The sequence below is a fragment of the Oleiharenicola lentus genome, from assembly GCF_004118375.1.
In the GTDB taxonomy this organism is placed as follows: domain Bacteria; phylum Verrucomicrobiota; class Verrucomicrobiia; order Opitutales; family Opitutaceae; genus Lacunisphaera; species Lacunisphaera lenta.
Map to the genome: position 1 here is coordinate 1161145 of NZ_SDHX01000001.1, position 16785 is coordinate 1177929.

Sequence of the window (16785 nt, forward strand, 5' to 3'; positions counted from 1 at the left end):
GGCACCCTTATGAAAAACTACCTCAAACACACATGCCTCGCCATGGTGGCGCTGATCGGCCTTTCCCAGGTCGTGCGCGCTGATACCACCTTCGGTGAGAATCCGGTGCAGGATTATTGGAATCCAGTTTCTCCCAACGGCACCCACGTTTACGCGCAAAGCTTCGTGGCTCAGGCCAGCGGCGACGTTTCCGTGTTGGGCACTTGGCTGAATACGTTGGACTATGATGCGTCCACCACGCTCAAGTTCCAGATCCTCGGCTCCCTCTCGGGTAACCCGGTGCTCGGCCCCACCATCAGCACGGTGTATGCATCCACCGCTGCGATTGGCTCGATGTCCGGTCCGACCTCTTACTATTCCGGCGCGGCCACCTCCTACACGTCGTTGGTTGCCGGTCAGACCTATTGGTTTGCCATCAATGCGATCGGCGGCGGCGGCAATGGTCGCTACCAGGCTTCCAGTGCCAATGACGATCTCCAGGATGGTGGTAGTTTCTGGTATTCCAACTCTTCGGGCTCCTACTTCGACGGCCAAAACAATCAGCCGGGCATGGCCTTCAAGGTCACGGTGAGCGACAGCTCGAGCGTTCCTGATGCCGGCTCCACCGTGCTGCTGCTGCTCTCCGGTTTTGTCGGTCTGGTGGCGGTGCGCCGCAAGCTGGCGGTCCGCTGAAACTCCTGAAATTCAGGCGCCTGATTGCAAGGCGACTTCAAGGATAGCCGATTATGCGGCTATCCTTTTTTTTGCCCGAATTCGAAAAGATCGCTGCAGGCTGCCTTCCGCTTTTGGGATCCCTATGAGCAGTTGAATGGGAGGTTGGCGAGAAGGCCGCAGATCCGAGCGTGGTCCGTGGGAAATTATCCTCGCACGAAGCCCGCCCGACTGAGGGGCCAGGACAAAGCCACCAAACGCAAAGCTAACGAACCGATCTCAACTTGGCTGGCTCTGGTGCTCCGAGCCTTGGGTCGAAATAAATGACTCACTCTTCGTCCGGAGCACCGCCGCCGGAGGCGGTGATGTCCTCGGGCTTGATCCGGTCCACGTTGAAGCGGTCCACCTTGCCGCGGATGGTCCTGATGAGTTCCTCGAGTGCGGGTGGCTCCTTCATGAAGCGGAGGGGATTCGAGCGGGCGACGACGAAGCTCTTCAGATACGGGCTCACGAAGCCCTTCGCCTTCAGCTTCGCCACGACGGCGGCGACCGCGGCGTCGAGCTCCAGCAGCAGGGCGGCGATGCGCTCGTGCTCCTTGAGGGACTTGGTGAGCGACTCGTCGCTGAACTGCGAAAGGCGGCGGACAAAAGAATTATAGACGCCGCCGCTAAAGCGCGGGTGCTGTTCGTAACACAGGCCCATCGTAATGAGCGAGGCCTCCTCGAAGTAGTAGGCGAATTCCTTCTCCGCCGCCGCGGCGCGTTCCTCGAGCAGGTTGCGGAAGATGCGTATGACCTCGAGGGACTTGTCCTTCAGGTTGTGCGCCTTCTCGGTGTTGAGGGCGAGGATCTGCCAGGCGATCTCGCGCTTGGGCACGACAAGCGCGGTGATGGCCTTCGCGCCGAGGCGTTTCATGGCCGCGAGGCGGTGGCCGCCGTTGGGCGTCCAAAATCCGCCGCCCGGTGCCGTGATGGCGATGATGGGATCGAGGAAGATGCCCGTGCGATCGATGACGTCGGCGAGTTTCTTATGATGGAGGTCCGACACGTCGCGCTGGAAGGGCGTGGGCTCGACCTTCGCCACCGGCAGCACGGCCACGAGGAGCGGCGACTGGCCGATGGGATCAAGATACTGGCCCACGACCACGCCCCCCGCCGCCTCGACCGTCGCCTTCGTGTCGGCCGCCATGCCGGTCAGCCCGGGCAGGAGCGCCGCGGCGGCGTCGGCTCCGCGCGAACCGGCCTTGGCCTTGCGCGGACGTTTCTTGGGGGGCAGACGTTTGAGGGCGGGTTTTGCGGGCATGGGAAACGGGGTTGGCCACAGGAAGCACAAAAAGCGCAAAAAGGGGAGTCCGGGTTGCCGATGCGACGCTGCGCATCGCGGCGCTTGCGCGGGTGGAGAGGCTTGGCAGATTGAGGCGACCGTGAAACTGGAGCGGACCATGGCGGGCTTGGAGGCGCGGCTGACCCCGCGCGGCGCGGGGCGTTTCGGCGGCGCGGCTTTCCTCGGCCTGTGGCTCTGTTTCTGGGCGGTGGGCGAGTTTTTTGCGCTCTGGATTCTGATCGCGGGCGGCTGGGCCTGGGCCACGGGACAACCGCCCGGTCCGGGCCGTGCGCCGCTGGAGACGGGGCCGGCGCTGATGACGGGCGTGTTCCTCCTCGGGTGGACGGCGTTCTGGACCTTCGGCGGACTGATGGCGTGGCACGAGTTTTTCCGCCTGATCTGGAGCAGCGACCGCCTGATTGCGCGGAGCGACGGTCTCGATCTCGTGCGGCGCGTGGGGCCGTTCACGAAGCGGCGCTTCCTGCCGCTCGACACGCTGCGCAGCCTGTTTCGCGTCGAGGCCAACACCGCGGTGCAGGCCGAGACCACCGGCGGGGTGGTGGAGCTGACGCGCAACGGCACGCCGGCCCAGCAGGCGGAGCTGATCGTGGCCTTCGCCGCGGAGCTGCGGCTGCCCCCGGCGGACCGGCTGCCTCCCGTGCTGCCCGCCGAGTGGTGCGAAGTGCGTGCACCGGAGGGCGGGGAGGTCCTGGTGCAGAATCCCGCGACCCGCCGCAGCGCCGCGCGTCTCATGTGGCTCGTGGCGTTGCCGCTGACGTGGGCGGCGCTCATGGTCGGGCGCGAAGCGTGGGACAACCTGAACCTCGGCGCGGCGGCGGCCATCCTCGCGGCGCTGGCCGGCTTGGCGATCTGGGGCGTGGTCCGGCTTACTTGGGCGCGCACGGAGTGGCGATTGGAGCAAGGGTGCGTGGTGCGGCAGAAACGCTTCGGCCTGGGGCGCACGGAGAACTTCGTGGGCACGGCGCTGCTCCTGGGCGAGACGACCGACAGCGACGGCGACCGCTGGTTCAGACTCGACCTGCGCGACAAGGGCGGCAAGTCGCACAAGCTGGTGCAGCACATCAACGACCCGACCGAGCCGCGCCAGCTCGGCCGCTGGCTCGCAGCGCGCACGGGCCTGCCTTTCGAGGACCGGACGACCGCGGAGCAACTGGCCCGTGCCGAGGCGGAGCGCGCCGAGTTGCAGGCCGAGCAGCTACGCTACCTGCGCGAAACCTGGTCCAGCTGGCTGCGCTCGCTCCCGGGCTTCGGCCGGCGGGAGTAGCGCGGATCAGATGTCCGGACTGGCTGCGGCCGCGGGCGCGGTTGACGCAGGCGGGGCCCCCGCCCAGGGCAGGCCGGCGTCAATCCAGGCGCGGAGGCGGAGAATTTCGTCGGCCTTCAGCGGCGGGTGTTCGTCGCGTTTGCTCAAGGGCGGCATCTCCGCGTCCTCGACCTGGTCGGAGACCATGGCAATCAGCATGCTGGCGGCGCCATTGCCGGGGATAACGGCCGGGTCGCCGGACTGGCCGCCTTTCAGGAGGCTCTCGCGGGTCGCGAGGCTGAATTTGCCCTTCTTGCGGTCGCCTCCGTGGCAGTCGTAACAGGAGCGTTCGAGCATGGGCTGGATTTCCTGGGCGTAATCGACTGTCGAAACCGCCGCGGTCGCGGCGGCGGCGGCCGGAATATCGGAAGGCTGCGGCACGCTCAGGCTCATCCAATCCACGCGCACGGGGGTCATGGTCTTGGGCTGCGTCAGGAGCAACGCCATGGCGGCCCAGGCGGTGCCGCCGGCGGAGATCCATTGGTCCTTGCCGTGGGGGAACCCGCTTTCAAACTGCGGCTGGAACGGCCAGGCGCGGCTGCGCACATACCACGAACCGTCGTCGAACTGCGTGCGCAGCAGGAAGGCCGCGCCGCGGCGGTAGGCGGGATCGGACACCTTGAGCGTGCCGGTCGTGGCGAGCGTATAGAGCGCCTGGCCGGTCGCCCACGCGTCGCTGTCGAGGCCGTCGAGTTGCGCCCAGCCGCCATCCGACCGCTGCTGGCGGAGGATTGTCTGGGCGAGCGGTTGCAACGCCGCGGGTGCTTCGCCGGCCCACCCGAGTCCGAGCAACTGGAACAGCTGCTGGCCGAAGGTCACGGGTTTGGCGCGGGCCAGCCACTCCTGCGCGAGCGTGATGCGTTCGCGGCATTCCGCCTCGCGACCGCGGAGCGGATAAAGTTGCAGGGCGCGGATGCCGAACGCGACCGCCTCGATGGGACCGTCTTCCATCGGCGGCCGGTAGTCATAGGTTTCCCAGGTGCCGTCGGGCAACTGGGCGTCGAGGTAATACCACGCCATGGCATCGGTGAGTTCGTCGGCCGGATACTCGAGTGCGGCGAAGCCCAGCATGCCGTAACCGACCACGGTGGGGAAATCCGGCTGGGGCGCGACCCGTTCGTAGGTGCGCTGGACCTTGTTCCGGTTGCGCCAGTAGGAGGCCTGGTCCTGCAACTGGCGGGCGAGGGAGACGTCGTCGAGGGCATGGCCGCGCTCGCGGGCCAAGGCGTAGGCGACGGCCGGCAGCGTCTGCTGATGACAGGAGACGCATTGCTGCTGGCGCACGACGCCGCTCAGGAGAAAACCGTCGGAGGTGCGCTGCAGCAACGGCAGCGCGCGGGCGATCGCGGCCTGCGTCATCGCGGCCTGCTCCGCCGGGGCGGCGGGCACGGCACGCGCCGGGATGCTTTTGCGTTTCGCGGGGCTTTTGCCGGGCTTGGCGCCGGCGGCGAGCAGAACGGCCTCCACCTTTTGCAGGCGGCGGTCCCGGGCCCAGTCGAGGGCGCTCTCGCCGCGTTCGCTCAGGAGGTTGGGATCGGCGCCGCGGTCCAGCATCGCCTGGACGACGGAGGGGTCATCCTCCTGGAGGTAGGTCGCCCAGAGGATTGGCGGGGTCTTGTGTTCGCCCGTGGGCGAGCGGTGGGTGAGGTCGGCGCCGCGTGCGATGAGCAGCTTCGCGTTTTCGGTCTGCTGGGCGTAGAGCGCAAAATTGAGAGCGTGCCCGGCGAAGCCCGGGCTGAACTTGAGGTCGGCGCCGGCGTCGAGGAGCTTGGCGACGAGGGCCGGGTCGCCGAGGGTGGACGCACCGACCACCTCGTTCGGCTTGGCGCCGGCGGCGAGGAGCAGGTCAACGGTCTCGGTGTCGCCGTGGCCGGCGGCGAGGTCAATGGGCGCGCCCTCGCCTGGCAGGGTGACGGTGAAATCCGCCTGGTGGGCGAGAAGGATGCGCACGACCTCCGCCGAGCGCGGCCGGCGGGTCGCGGCGATGAGGGCGGTGGTCTTGGCGGCGGTCGCGTGGTTCACGTTGGCGCCCTTGGCGAGCAGGGCGGTGACGGCCTCGGGGCGGGCCACGGCGTAGATCAGGGGTGTCGCGCCCGCGGTGTTGGTGGCGTTGACGTCGGCGCCCCGGTCGAGGAGGGCGGTGAGCGTGGCCGTGTCGTTGTTGAGCGCCGCCCAGTGCAGGGCGGTGTTGCCGAGGTCATCCTTGCCGGCGAGATCGGGGCCGCCGGCCAGCAGGGCGGTGATGGCGGACTTGTCCTGAAAACGAACCGCCTCGACGAGCGGATCGGCGGAAACGGAGACCAGGCCGATGCAAACGAGCACGAATATCCCGAAACCGTGGAGGCGGGGAGTCATGCCGTCGGAGTAGGGCGGAGAACCGCCGACGACGCAAGGTGGATGCTCGGCGCCTGCGGCGACAAGCCGTTCCGCCTTGAGGCAACCCGGCGCAAGCGGCTGCCTAGGCCCGCGCGGTCAGTTCGCTCGCGGCGGCGGTGTAGGCTTCGTGAAGCCGGTAGGTCTGATGCGCGCCGAGCTTCTGACCGAGCTGGGCAAAGAGATAGAGCAGGAGCGCCCCGATCACCATGCAGCCGCAGATCCACAAGCCCCACGGGTTCTGTCCCAGGCGATGCTGCACGAAGCCATAGATGCCCGAGAACGTGCCGAGCAGGCCGGTGCCGAGGTAGCCGTAGAGAAAGACCGACCAAATCTCGATTTCCGGACCGTAGATGCCCTCGATGCGCGTGCGGTCGCTGGATGCGGCTTCCACGCTGAGGAACAGCCGGGGCGACCAATAGCGGCGTTCGGCATCGGGGATGTGAACGGCGATGAAACCCGGGAATGTCCGCACCACCAGCGTGGGGGCGTGCGCCTCAAGCCCGCGCTTCAAACCGGCATGCACGGCGTCAGGTGGAGCGGCGACCCAAGCTTCGAAACGCGGGCGGACCTGAAAACTGCTGAGCGGGGCTGGGGTGCTCATGACGGTGGGGTCCCGCAGTCAGTCAATATTGCCGTTCACGCGCAAGCGGGTCGTTTTGGTCCGGTCGTTACCCCTTGCGAAACCATGTGTCCCAAGGGGCGCGGTGGACCCAGGCCTGGCAGTTCGACCACCCGGACCCTTGGGTTTATTCCCCTCCCTGATGGGCTCGCCGGCCCTTGCTAAAGAAAATTGAAAGTGGGCCACCCTACGGTGGATTTCGTTGTAATCGAGTGCCTAACGGGCCGATAAAGCAGGGCCGAATGACTCCATCAACCGCCATGCCCATCGATGCCAGCCCGGATGCCGCGCCTTCCTTGCCGGCCTTGTGGCGCGCCGCGGTTGGCCGGGTCTTCAAGCTCGTTACCAAGACCCACGGACTGCGCCAGGTGACCTACACGCGCGTCAAGACCGTGCGGGCGCCGGGAGCCGACGGGGCCTTCGACATCGAGGTGCAGTGCGTGGACATCATTTCCCGCGTCATCGAGGGCAAGCGCACCCACAGCAACATCAGCAAGGAGGGCGTGTTGCGGCAGCATACTCGCGACGGATTGCCCCCCGAGAGCTTCGGTGCGGAGTGCCCGCTCGCGGAGTTCGAAAAGGTCACGGAGGCGATCCTCGCCTACACCAACACCTACCTCGAGTGGGTGATCCAGGATTCGCCCGAGGAGAACAACGAGATCAGCATCCCGGTGGACGTGCCGCACCTGCGCCTCAACGCCATGGAGGCGAGTCTGGTCCGGCATTCCCCGTTCCTCTCCGGCGCCGTCTATTTTCTCACGCCCAACTCCATCGAGGCGGCGATGGCCTCGATCCGCATCGAGATGATGCGGGCCTCGCGGAACGTCCATCTTACCGACGCGGTGGACCCGGTCTATGTTGAGGAGAAGAACACCGCCGCCGCGTTGCTTCGCACCCGCCTGCACAAGGCACGCCTCGAGGCCGCCGCGGCGGTCCGGCCCGTCGCCGTCGATGCCGCGCTGCAGATCGACAGCCTTTGCCTCGCCCTGCTGGGGCGGCCCTCGTCCACAACGCTCAGCTGGATCAATGCGAATCCCAGCGAGGAGGGCGTCGTCGCCTGCCTCGGCATCAACCGCAGCCCGCTCGATTTCGTGCGCTGGGCCCACGTCTCCGGCCGCCTCGTGCCGGAGGAGCAGGCGGACCGGCTGAAGCTGCGCGACTTTTTCCGCGGCTGGAACAACAGCTACACCGGCCCCGACAAGGACGGTTTCTACCCGCTGCTGCGCCCGGCGACGGAGTGAGCCGCCCGGCTCAACGCGGCACCACGACGGATGCGGCACGGGCTTTCAGCCGCGCAGCAGGGCGAGTTTCGTGAGCTGGGATTCGAGCGTGGCGATGGAGTCCCAGGGCAGGATGGGGGAGTTGCGGCGCTCGTCGGGCGGGTCGCGCTCGAGCGTGTCGGACCAGCCGCCGCAGCCGGTGAGGGGCAGCAGCGGACGCTTGTGCAGCCACGCAAGGCAGACTTCGGACTTGGTGCCGGCACGGCCGCCGATCACAAGGCAGGCGTCGCCCGCGAGGGCCATGAGGAGGTTGCGCGCGTCGCCCATGCCGCAGGGGATGAGCACGGAGCAGGGCCAGTCCTTCACGCCGATGTCGTCGTGGGGCACGATGCTCACGACCGTGCCGCCGGCGGCGAGGGCACGCTCGGCGGCCACACGGGTGGCGGGGGCGCCGCAGCCACTGACGACGGTGATGCCGCGGCGGGCGAGCATTTCGCCGGCGGCGCCGGCGAGCTCATAAGCGCGCGAGCCGGGCTCGGCGCTGCCGAGGATGCAGACCTGGGGGGCGCGGGAATTCATGCCGACCGACAGTGCACGGTCCATCCGTCGCTCCAAGGCAAATGCCGTGCGGAACTTATTTCGCGGCCGGCTGCCTAACCGTGGCTCCCGTGTTTAACCGACCCCGATTGTCCGGCCCTGTGTTCAGATCATGGATTGCGGCTGCCTGCCTGCTGACCGGCGTGGCGGCCGGAGCGACGGAGCCGCCCGCGACCGAGTTTGGCCAGGATGTGCAGCTCGCGACCTTCGTCGTGCAGGGCAAGCCGCTGTCGATTTCCATCCACGCGCGCACCAAGGGCGACCGGCGCTACGCCGAGAAATTTGCCGACGAGGTGGTCGAGATCGCCTACGAAACGCTCGGCGATTCGCCGGGCAAGGGACTCGTCATCGTGGGGGCGAAGGGTGAACCGCATCCCGTGTTGCTCATGCGGAAATTCATCGCCTGGTCCGAGGCCGGCCGGATTGATCCCGGCCTGGCCCCGGCCGCCGCGCAGATGAAGGCCGCGCTCGGGCACGTCCAGGACAAGTTCAAGATCGACGACCAGGAGAGTGCGCGGATGGGAATCACCTTTGACACCTTCATGCCGGCCATGCCCATGCCGCTGGTCGGGCCCGCCTCGCCCCTCTACCAATTCGCCTGGGCCGAGGGCTTCGACGACGCGCGGATCGAGCGGCGCCTGCAGCGTCTCACGCTCGCGGAGCTGGAACGCGACCAGCTCACGCGCTACGACTGGGTCTTTTATCTGCCGCCGCGCAGCGCCACGGGTCCCGTGCTGAAGGAACTCATGGACAAGGCCATGAAGGGACAGAAAATGGGCGTCCTCAAACGCGCGGCCGTCAAGAGCGCGGTGTTCACCTTCAAACCGGTCATCAACAAGGCCGTCGAGGCCATGCGGAGCGGTTTTCTGTTTGCGACGATCCTGCGCGCCGAAGGCACCTACAGTGAAGACGACATTGATCACCTCACGCGGGCCTATGCACGCGAACTGATGCCGGACCTGAAACCCGGCTCCGGCGACGAGAAGCGCCGCGCCCTTGCCGCGATCGAGCAGCAGAAAATCGCCAACGCCGAATACGCCAAGGATCCCTTCGTTAAGCCCGACCGCCTCGCCACTTTCGACCCGCTGGCCTACGCTGCCTTCGAGGGGGAATACACTGACAAACCCCCGGAGACCACGCACCGGTTCGTGCGCGCGGGAGAGACCTTCCACTGGAACTTCCACCGGGACAAAGATCCGCGGGTATTTTATCCCGCCGGCGACCGGCTCCTCGTCAACCAGGAGGGTACCATGACGATCCGATTCCTCGTGGACGAGTCGGGCCGGGTCACCGGCGTCGAAGAGCGGTGGGTGCGCCGCCGGCAGACCGTCCCGCGGAAGTCGTAGTTGCGGCAAGTTGGGGATTGTTCGCCAACTGGGGCGCAGATAGTCAGGGGCATGCCCCACGCCGCCCCACGTCGTCGTCTGTTCACATTTATTTGGGCTGCATTTGCGGCCGCCCTCGTCGCCGCCGAAACCGAGCAGGAACAGGTCACGCGGATGTTCGCCGAACGGCAGCAGCAGGCGCTGGCCCAACCGTTCCACGGCGTGACCACGCCCGAAGGAAAATCGGCCGGTCTCTTTCCGGTGAAGAAGACCGGCGTGTCCACCGATCAGCTGCTCGGGGCCGCCCAGGCTTTCCTCGCCGCACTGTCACCCGAACAGAAGAAGCGCACGGCTTTCGCGGTGGACGACAGCGAATGGCGCAAGTGGTGCAACGTGGACAACGGCATCTACGTGCGCCAGGGCACGAGCCTGAAGGAAATGGACGCCGTCCAGCGCGCCGCCGCGCGCGAGCTCATGCGCGCCACGCTCAGCGCCAAGGGCCTGGCGCTCGCCGATGCCATCCGCCGCACCGACCAGACGCTGCGCGAGTTGAACGAAGGCGACCCGGCCTACGACGAGGAACTCTACTTTTTCACGGTCATGGGCACGCCCTCGGCCACCGAACCGTGGGGGTGGCAGCTCGACGGGCACCACCTTGTCATCAACACCTTTGTGCTCGGCGACCAGGTAACGATGACCCCGGCTTTCTGGGGCGGCGAGCCGGTGCACACCACCTCCGGAAAATACTCGGGCAACGTCATCCTGCAGGAAGAACAGGACCAGGGCCTCGCCTTCATGCGCAGTCTCGATGCGGCGCAGCAGTCGGCCGCCCGCCTCGCTCCGCGCAAGGAGCGCGACGACATGAAGGCCGCCGCGTTCCAGGACAACCTCGTGCTGCCCTTCGCCGGCCTGCCGGCCAAGCAGCTCTCGCCCGCGCAAAAGCGGCAGCTTCTCGCGCTGACCGCACTTTTTGTGAACAACCAGAGCGACGGTCACGCCCGGGTGAAGCTCGACGAGGTCGCCGCCCAACTCGACGGGACCTGGTTCGCCTGGATTGGCGACACCTCGCCCGACGCCGTGTTCTACTTCCGCATCCATTCGCCGGTGATCCTGATCGAGTTCGACCACCAGCGACCGGTCGGGGTGCCCGGCGTGCCGCGCACCGTCACGCGCGAGCACATCCACGTCATCGTGCGCACGCCCAACGGCAACGATTACGGCAAGGACCTCCTCCGCCAGCACCTCGAGCAGCACCCGCATCCGCTTTGAGTGCGGTATCCGGAATGCCGGCTTTCCGTTTGAGTGAGGATGCCGGCTGCTGGATTCAAAAAACCGGCCGGGCGGTTGCGGACCTTGTGCGGGCGACCGCCGTGGTTGTTCAGGCCCAGCAGTCTCAGGCAACTGATGGTGGTCGCTATTGCGGCGGACCGGGTGTAGGAGTGCCGGATGCCTGAGCAACAAGTCAAAGACCTGGAGGCCAAACTTCAGACCGCCAACGAATCCGTGGCCCAACTCACGAAGGCCAACGCCGAGCTGACCGCGCAGCTAAAGGCCGGTGAAGTGGCCTTCAAGCGCGTCCGGCGCAACGCCCGCCAGGACGGCAACACCCTGCGCGACGAGATCGCCGTGCTCCAGAAGCGCCGTGGCTGAGAATCCGGCTTCACCAGTCTTGGCCGGGGTCGCTTTGGCCGGCATGGGCTTGCGGGGCTGAGGCGTTTCAGCCCGCCCCGTATTTTTTATCCTGCGCTGCGCAGCCCGGCGTGGGCGCACAGTGACAGGAACTCTGCTGCGCACCAAATCCCGCTGCTCCCGAAGCGGACGCCACGGGAACTCGCAGAATCCGGGTTAACCGGGCTAGAAGCTGTATTTGTGTTCCGCCAGGCTCTCCACAGATTCCCCCGGAAGCATCGTGCGGGCGGTGTGCAGGTAGCGATGGTTCGCCACATCCTCGACTTGGATCTCCTCGTCGAGTGTCTCCCAGCGAATGATGCGACCGCCGTCATGCAGGTGGATCTTCTCGAGCTCGACCTGTGGGGCGTAGGCCAGCCGGTCGTATTTGCTCGCGGGAAAACTGATGGTGCGGCGCTCGGTGATCTCGAGGTATACCCGCCGGCCGCGCATCTGACAGCGGAGGGCGGCGAGACGCGTGTCAGGCTTGGCGATAGTTATCATGAGCCGAGGGTATTTCGGTTTCGGCCAATAGCGAAGCTTATCGCCGGCAGACGCACGACGGACAACGAGAGTGGTTTTAAAGAAAGGAGCAAAGGAGCGAAGGCGCGGGAACTGGGCTGCTTTGCTTCCTGGTGTGCGATAAACCGATCCGGCAGGATGCCTCCTTCTTGGGTCTCGTCTTTGCGCGGCGCACGGCAAGGCTGGGCGCCATGAAAGGTGCCAAGCCTGCGAAGAAGGAGTTGTCGGCCAAGGAGCGCGAGGCGTTGATCGGGGTGTTGCAGAGCCGGTTCGGGAAAAACCCGGGTCGCCACGCGGGCATCGCATGGGCCGGGGTGCAGGCTAGGCTGGAGGCCAAGCCTGCGAAGCTGGGGGCGCTGGCGGAGATGGAGCGCACCGGCGGCGAACCGGATGTCACCGGCCAAGACCGGAAAACAGGCGAATATCTTTTTATGGATTGCGCCCCGCAAAGTCCCGTCGGTCGCCAGAGCCTGTGCTACGACCGCGAGGCGCTGGATGGTCGGAAGAAGTTTCCGCCGAAGGGCTGTGTCACCGAGCTGGCTGCGGCCATGGGCGCGGAAATCCTGACCGAGGAGCAGTATTTCGCGCTGCAGCAGCTCGGCGAGTTCGACACCAAGACCTCGAGCTGGCTGCTGACTCCACCGGAGATCCGAAAGCGCGGAGGCGCGATCTACGGTGACCGGCGCTACAACCGCGTCTTCATCGGCCACAACGGCGCCGATTCCTATTACAGCGGCCGGGGTTTCCGGTGCTGGCTCAAGGTGTAGTGGTCTTAAAATTCGATCGCCGTCATGATTCCTGTCGTCCTCCCCCGGCAATTTTTCGTTCGGCCTGGTGTCAGGTCGTTGGCTGTGCTGCTGGCGTTGGCTGTCGGCGTGGGCTACTCGGTTGCGGGGGAGCCTGTCGGACTGGCCGACCGGCCGGTGGACTACGAAACGTTCGGCGCGGTCGGGGATGGCGTGGCCGACGATCTGCCGGCCATCGTCAAGGCCCATGCTTTTGCCAACGCCCACGGACTGACGGTGAAGACCAAGCCCGGCGCCACCTATCACCTCGGCCGCCGGGCGCTGACCGCGATCATCGCCACGGACACCGACTGGGGGACCTCGAAATTCATCATCGACGATACGGACGTCGAGAACCACCGCCTCTCGCTCTTTGTCGTGCAGTCGCGGTTGGAGCCCGAGACGCTGGTGATCCCGCGGCTGGTGCGCGACCAGCCGCGGCTCGACGTGCGGCCGCAGCGCGATTGTTGGGTGAGGGTCGAAAACAGCCATTGGCGGCGCTACATCCGCGAAGGGCTCAACCAGAACAACGGCTCGGCCCAGCGCGACTGTTTCATCCTCCGGCGTGACGGCACCATCGAGGGCGCCATCGACTGGGACTACGACGTGGTCACACGGGTGGAAGCGCGTCCGATCGACGAACAACCGCTCGTGCTGCGGGGTGGGATCTTCACCACCCGCGCCAACCGCATGAAGCAGGAGCAGGGCTACAATTACTGGCTGCGCAACATCGCCATCACCCGCTCCAACACCACGGTGGTCGGCCTGACCCACCACGTCGTGGACGAAGGGGAGTTCGGCCATCCTTACAACGGATTCCTGGCGGCGCAGGGTTGCGCCAACATCGTCTTCCGCGACTGCTTCGTGACCGGACACAAGACCTACTCCACCATCGGGTCCGCGGGCAAACCGGTGAGCATGGGCAGCTACGACCTGAACGCCAACGAGGTGGTCAATTTCACGATGACCGGCGTGCGCATGGACAATATTTGCGATGCGACGCGCTGGGGTGTGATCGGCACGAATTTCTGCAAGAACATCGTATTGGAGAACTGTACGCTGTCCCGCATGGACTCGCACCAGGGCGTGTCCGGCCTCTACACGATTCGCGGCACCACGCTCGGCCACGCCGGGCTGAACGCCATTGGTCGTGGCACGCTGACGATCGAGGATTCGACCCTGAACGGCCGGGCCTTGCTCAGCCTGCGTGCCGACTACGGCAGCACGTGGGAAGGCACGGTGGTCATCCGCAACTCCCGCTGGCGGCCCGGCTGCGGGGCGCCGATTCAGCCCACGCTGTTTGCGATGGCAAACAGCGGGCAGCACGACTTCGGCTATCCCTGTTTCATGCCCGCGCAGATCGTTATCGACGGGCTGGTCATCGAAGACAGCCAGCACCCTTCGGATTACTCCGGCCCTTTTCTCTTCAATGATCCCGACGGCAAGACGCCGCCCGGCGCCGCCCGGCCCTTCCCCTACCAGCTGACCGAACAGGTGACGATCCGTCGCCTGACCACGGCCAGCGGACAGAATATTCGCATCTCCCCCGACGCTGAATTCGCCGCCCGGGTGAAGATGATCCAGCAGGAATGAGCGAGACGGAAGGCGTGGCGCCCGCGACGCGGGATCCAACGCGGCTGCCGCTCAATTTAACCCGCCCGGGCGCGGGGGGCCGGGCGGATCGGTGTCGTCCTGAAGCTCAGGCCGCGGGCGGCGGCATCTGGTAACCGGGGGTGGATTTCGACAGCGCTTCCTCGTCGGCGCTCATGCCCTCGGCAATGCCTTCGAACAGCGGCGTGGTCATGTAGCGCTCACCGGTGTCGGGCAGCATCGCGAGGATCACTGATCCGGCGGGCGCTTTCTCGGCCACCTGCATGGCCACAGCGAAGGTGGCGCCGGCGGAGATGCCGGTGAAGATGCCTTCCTTTTGTGCCAGCTTGCGCGACCACTCGATGCCGGCGGGGCCGGCGATGGCGATGAGTTCGTCGTAGAATTTCTTGTCCAGGCCCTCCTGCAGCACGTAGGGGATGAAGTCCGGCGTCCAGCCCTGCACCGGGTGCGGCGTCCAGGCCGGGTGTCCGGCGGCCGGGCCCTGGTCGGCCGCGCGGACCTGCGCCGTGCCGCTGGCGACGAGCGGGGCGCTGGCGGGTTCACAGAGGATGATCTTCGTTTGCGGCAGCTCCTTGCGCAGCACGCGGCTCACGCCGGTGAACGTGCCGCCCGTGCCGTAGCCGGTCACGAAATAGTCGAGGCGCTTGCCCTTGAAGTCGGCGACAATTTCGCGGCCCGTGGTGTTCTCGTGGATGGTGGCGTTGGCCGCGGTCTCAAACTGGCGGGCGAAGAACCAGCCGTTCTTCTCGGCGAGTTCCTTGGCCTTGGCATACATGCCGTAACCCTTGGCGGCGCGCGGGGTCAGCACGACCTTGGCGCCGAGAAAACGCATGAGCTTGCGACGCTCGATGGAGAAGCTGTCGGCCATCGTCACGACGAGCGGGTAGCCCTTGGCCGCGCAGACCATCGCGAGACCGATGCCGGTGTTGCCGCTGGTGGCCTCGACCACGGTCTGGCCGGGCTTGAGCGCACCGGAACGCTCGGCCTCCTCGATGATGCTGATGGCGAGGCGGTCCTTCACCGACGCCGCGGGATTGAAGAACTCCGCTTTAACGTAGACGGTGACGTGCTTCGGGGCGAGGTGGTTGATGCGGACGCAGGGGGTATTGCCGATGGTGTCGAGGATGCTGTCGTAAAGGCGGCCCTGGCCGCTGGTCTGGCGTGGAGTGGGGGAGCTCATAGGGACACGCAGCCTAGCGCGGCGGGTCGTCCGGGCAAGGGCGCATACGGGACCCTGACCGAAAGTCTAGTAATCCACACCCTGCGGAAGTGCCGGGAGGCCTGGCGTCGAAATGAAAACCTGCAATCGGCACGCGACGATCCGGCGGGGAAGCCAATGGCGGAGGCGCGGTTTCTACGTCGTGATTTGCATAACAATTTCCGTTTGTTGCGCGGAAGCACGTTGCTGCGACCGGCGTGGCGACGGATATTCTGAGGTGCGGACCGTCCGCTTCCCCATGAAATCGCTTCTCCCCACCGTCAGGCGCGCCCTGTTAGCGGGTGCGTCGATCCTTCTCGGCCATGTTCCGCTCGCCGCGCAGGTTACGCCCGACAATTGGGCGCCGGGGACGGGCTGGTCCCTCGTCTGGGCCGACGAGTTCAACGGCGGCGTGGTGAATCCCGACCACTGGACCTATGATCTCGGCGCGGGCGGCTGGGGCAACAATGAGCTGCAGTCCTATGCCGCGGCCAACGCCACCGTGCAGGACGGCGAGCTGCGCATCACGGCGCGGCAGAATGCCGACGGCAGCTACAGCTCGGCTCGACTCAAGACCCAGGGCCGGCTCGCCTGGACCTACGGCAAGTTCGCCGCCCGTCTGCGGCTGCCGCAGGGGCAGGGCATCTGGCCAGCCTTCTGGATGCTCGGCACGAATATCACCACCGTCGGCTGGCCGAAGTGCGGCGAGATCGACATCATGGAGATGATCGGCGGGGGCGAAAACCGCGACGACTCCGCCTACGGCACGATCCACTGGGACGCCGGCGGCCACGCCTCGGTCGGGAGCAGCCGCATCGAACTCGTGGACCCGGAGATTTTTCACGACAACTACCACGTCTTCGAGGTCGAGTGGACGCCGACCAGCATCGCCTGGAAAATCGACGGCGTCGAAACTGCCCGCGTCAGCATCGACCGCACCGTCTGGCCCGAGATGGAGGAATTTCACCAGCCGTTCTTCGTCATCCTCAATCTCGCCGTCGGCGGCAACTGGCCCGGCTCACCGGACGCCAGCACCGTGTTTCCCCAGACCCTGGCGGTGGATTGGGTGCGCGTGTATGCGAGCGCGACCACGGGCAACGCGCCTGCCATCACCACACAACCGGCTGCGCAAACGGTTACCGCCGGCCAGTCTGTCACGTTCAGCGTGGCGGTCAGCGGCAATCCCACGCCGACCATCCAGTGGCAGAAGGACGGTGCCGACCTTGCCGGCGCCACCGGCACGAGCTTCCAGATCAGCCGCGTCGCGGCCGGCGACGCCGGCACCTACCGCGCGGTGGTCACCAACGCCCTCGGCAGCGTTACGAGCAACGGCGCCAGCCTGTCTGTCGCCGCCGCGCCCGTGACCCCGCCGCCCGCCTCGGGCGGTGGCAGCGGAGGTGGCGGAGGCGCGCCGAGCCTGTATTTCGCAGTGGCTCTGCTCGTGCTGGCCTGGGGACGTTTCCGCCGCCATTGAGCGCGAATGGTCTGGCTAGCAAACCCGGCTTCCGTGCTCCCGCGCCGAGACCAAGGATCGGAATCAGTTTTGTGCCTTCCGGATCATGGAA

Annotated in this window: 15 protein-coding genes; 9 read left to right on the forward strand and 6 right to left on the reverse strand. The window is 66.4% G+C overall.

Going from position 1 to position 16785, the window contains the following annotated elements:
• Nucleotides 1-9: 9 nt before the first annotated feature.
• On the forward strand, nt 10-672 hold the full coding sequence (locus ESB00_RS04820) for a VPDSG-CTERM sorting domain-containing protein (RefSeq protein ID WP_129046588.1): 663 nt from the start codon (nt 10-12) through the stop codon (nt 670-672).
• A gap of 307 nt (nt 673-979) precedes the next feature.
• On the opposite strand, the gene ESB00_RS04825 is transcribed toward ESB00_RS04820, so the two are convergent.
• The gene (locus tag ESB00_RS04825) at nt 980-1954 is read right to left on the reverse strand and encodes a ParB N-terminal domain-containing protein (RefSeq protein WP_129046589.1); all 975 of its coding nucleotides are present in this window, start codon (nt 1952-1954) and stop codon (nt 980-982) included.
• A 121-nt stretch (nt 1955-2075) separates the two neighbouring features.
• Here ESB00_RS04825 and ESB00_RS04830 point away from each other — a divergent pair, with 121 nt between their 5' ends.
• Nucleotides 2076-3260, forward strand: a complete 1185-nt coding sequence (locus ESB00_RS04830; protein WP_129046590.1) for a hypothetical protein — start codon at nt 2076-2078, stop codon at nt 3258-3260.
• 6 nt (nt 3261-3266) lie between these two features.
• Here the strand turns inward: ESB00_RS04830 and ESB00_RS04835 are convergent, their stop codons facing one another.
• Together ESB00_RS04835 and ESB00_RS04840 are read right to left on the reverse strand one after the other, a co-directional pair.
• Nucleotides 3267-5654 carry an ankyrin repeat domain-containing protein gene (locus ESB00_RS04835; protein WP_129046591.1) on the reverse strand — a complete coding sequence of 796 codons (2388 nt, stop codon included), beginning with the start codon at nt 5652-5654 and terminating at the stop codon, nt 3267-3269.
• A 103-nt stretch (nt 5655-5757) separates the two neighbouring features.
• Nucleotides 5758-6276 carry a hypothetical protein gene (locus ESB00_RS04840; protein WP_129046592.1) on the reverse strand — a complete coding sequence of 173 codons (519 nt, stop codon included), beginning with the start codon at nt 6274-6276 and terminating at the stop codon, nt 5758-5760.
• A gap of 278 nt (nt 6277-6554) precedes the next feature.
• Between ESB00_RS04840 and ESB00_RS04845 the strand changes: the two genes are divergently transcribed.
• Nucleotides 6555-7535, forward strand: coding sequence for a hypothetical protein (locus ESB00_RS04845; protein ID WP_129046593.1), 981 nt, complete (start codon nt 6555-6557; stop codon nt 7533-7535).
• Nucleotides 7536-7580: 45 nt separating this feature from the next.
• Here the strand turns inward: ESB00_RS04845 and ESB00_RS04850 are convergent, their stop codons facing one another.
• The gene (locus ESB00_RS04850) at nt 7581-8093 is read right to left on the reverse strand and encodes an SLOG cluster 4 domain-containing protein (RefSeq protein ID WP_129046594.1); all 513 of its coding nucleotides are present in this window, start codon (nt 8091-8093) and stop codon (nt 7581-7583) included.
• A gap of 119 nt (nt 8094-8212) precedes the next feature.
• On the opposite strand from ESB00_RS04850, the gene ESB00_RS04855 reads away from it, so the two are divergent.
• The 3 genes from ESB00_RS04855 (at nt 8213) to ESB00_RS04865 (ending at nt 11086) form a co-directional block, all read left to right on the forward strand.
• Nucleotides 8213-9457, forward strand: a complete 1245-nt coding sequence (locus tag ESB00_RS04855) for a hypothetical protein (protein WP_129046595.1) — start codon at nt 8213-8215, stop codon at nt 9455-9457.
• A 51-nt stretch (nt 9458-9508) separates the two neighbouring features.
• Nucleotides 9509-10705: a DUF3500 domain-containing protein gene (locus tag ESB00_RS04860; protein ID WP_129046596.1), complete on the forward strand. Its 1197-nt coding sequence runs from the start codon at nt 9509-9511 to the stop codon at nt 10703-10705.
• Between the two features lie 177 nt (nt 10706-10882).
• A complete protein-coding gene (locus ESB00_RS04865) occupies nt 10883-11086 on the forward strand; it encodes a hypothetical protein (protein ID WP_129046597.1) in 204 nt (67 codons plus the stop codon).
• A 204-nt stretch (nt 11087-11290) separates the two neighbouring features.
• On the opposite strand, the gene ESB00_RS19590 is transcribed toward ESB00_RS04865, so the two are convergent.
• Complete coding sequence (locus ESB00_RS19590; RefSeq protein WP_164976049.1) at nt 11291-11608, reverse strand: DUF2442 domain-containing protein; 318 nt, start codon at nt 11606-11608, stop codon at nt 11291-11293.
• A 209-nt stretch (nt 11609-11817) separates the two neighbouring features.
• Here ESB00_RS19590 and ESB00_RS04875 point away from each other — a divergent pair, with 209 nt between their 5' ends.
• Nucleotides 11818-12393: a DUF4256 domain-containing protein gene (locus tag ESB00_RS04875; protein ID WP_129046599.1), complete on the forward strand. Its 576-nt coding sequence runs from the start codon at nt 11818-11820 to the stop codon at nt 12391-12393.
• 24 nt (nt 12394-12417) lie between these two features.
• On the forward strand, nt 12418-14004 hold the full coding sequence (locus tag ESB00_RS04880) for a hypothetical protein (RefSeq protein WP_129046600.1): 1587 nt from the start codon (nt 12418-12420) through the stop codon (nt 14002-14004).
• Between the two features lie 106 nt (nt 14005-14110).
• Here ESB00_RS04880 and cysK read toward each other — a convergent pair whose 3' ends face one another.
• Nucleotides 14111-15202, reverse strand: coding sequence for a cysteine synthase A (gene cysK / locus ESB00_RS04885; RefSeq protein ID WP_129046601.1), 1092 nt, complete (start codon nt 15200-15202; stop codon nt 14111-14113).
• Nucleotides 15203-15479: 277 nt separating this feature from the next.
• Here cysK and ESB00_RS04890 point away from each other — a divergent pair, with 277 nt between their 5' ends.
• A complete protein-coding gene (locus tag ESB00_RS04890; protein ID WP_164976050.1) occupies nt 15480-16694 on the forward strand; it encodes a family 16 glycosylhydrolase in 1215 nt (404 codons plus the stop codon).
• Nucleotides 16695-16785 lie beyond the last annotated feature (91 nt).

What these genes read in the sequence shown, in the direction of transcription:
- ESB00_RS04820 (WP_129046588.1), top strand. Translation starts at nt 10, where the DNA reads ATGAAAAACTACCTCAAACACACATGCCTCGCCATGGTGGCGCTGATC.
- ESB00_RS04825 (WP_129046589.1), bottom strand. Translation starts at nt 1,954, where the DNA reads ATGCCCGCAAAACCCGCCCTCAAACGTCTGCCCCCCAAGAAACGTCCG.
- ESB00_RS04835 (WP_129046591.1), bottom strand. Translation starts at nt 5,654, where the DNA reads ATGACTCCCCGCCTCCACGGTTTCGGGATATTCGTGCTCGTTTGCATC.
- ESB00_RS04840 (WP_129046592.1), bottom strand. Translation starts at nt 6,276, where the DNA reads ATGAGCACCCCAGCCCCGCTCAGCAGTTTTCAGGTCCGCCCGCGTTTC.
- ESB00_RS04845 (WP_129046593.1), top strand. Translation starts at nt 6,555, where the DNA reads ATGCCCATCGATGCCAGCCCGGATGCCGCGCCTTCCTTGCCGGCCTTG.
- ESB00_RS04850 (WP_129046594.1), bottom strand. Translation starts at nt 8,093, where the DNA reads ATGAATTCCCGCGCCCCCCAGGTCTGCATCCTCGGCAGCGCCGAGCCC.
- ESB00_RS04860 (WP_129046596.1), top strand. Translation starts at nt 9,509, where the DNA reads ATGCCCCACGCCGCCCCACGTCGTCGTCTGTTCACATTTATTTGGGCT.
- ESB00_RS04865 (WP_129046597.1), top strand. Translation starts at nt 10,883, where the DNA reads ATGCCTGAGCAACAAGTCAAAGACCTGGAGGCCAAACTTCAGACCGCC.
- ESB00_RS19590 (WP_164976049.1), bottom strand. Translation starts at nt 11,608, where the DNA reads ATGATAACTATCGCCAAGCCTGACACGCGTCTCGCCGCCCTCCGCTGT.
- ESB00_RS04875 (WP_129046599.1), top strand. Translation starts at nt 11,818, where the DNA reads ATGAAAGGTGCCAAGCCTGCGAAGAAGGAGTTGTCGGCCAAGGAGCGC.
- ESB00_RS04880 (WP_129046600.1), top strand. Translation starts at nt 12,418, where the DNA reads ATGATTCCTGTCGTCCTCCCCCGGCAATTTTTCGTTCGGCCTGGTGTC.
- cysK (WP_129046601.1), bottom strand. Translation starts at nt 15,202, where the DNA reads ATGAGCTCCCCCACTCCACGCCAGACCAGCGGCCAGGGCCGCCTTTAC.
- ESB00_RS04890 (WP_164976050.1), top strand. Translation starts at nt 15,480, where the DNA reads ATGAAATCGCTTCTCCCCACCGTCAGGCGCGCCCTGTTAGCGGGTGCG.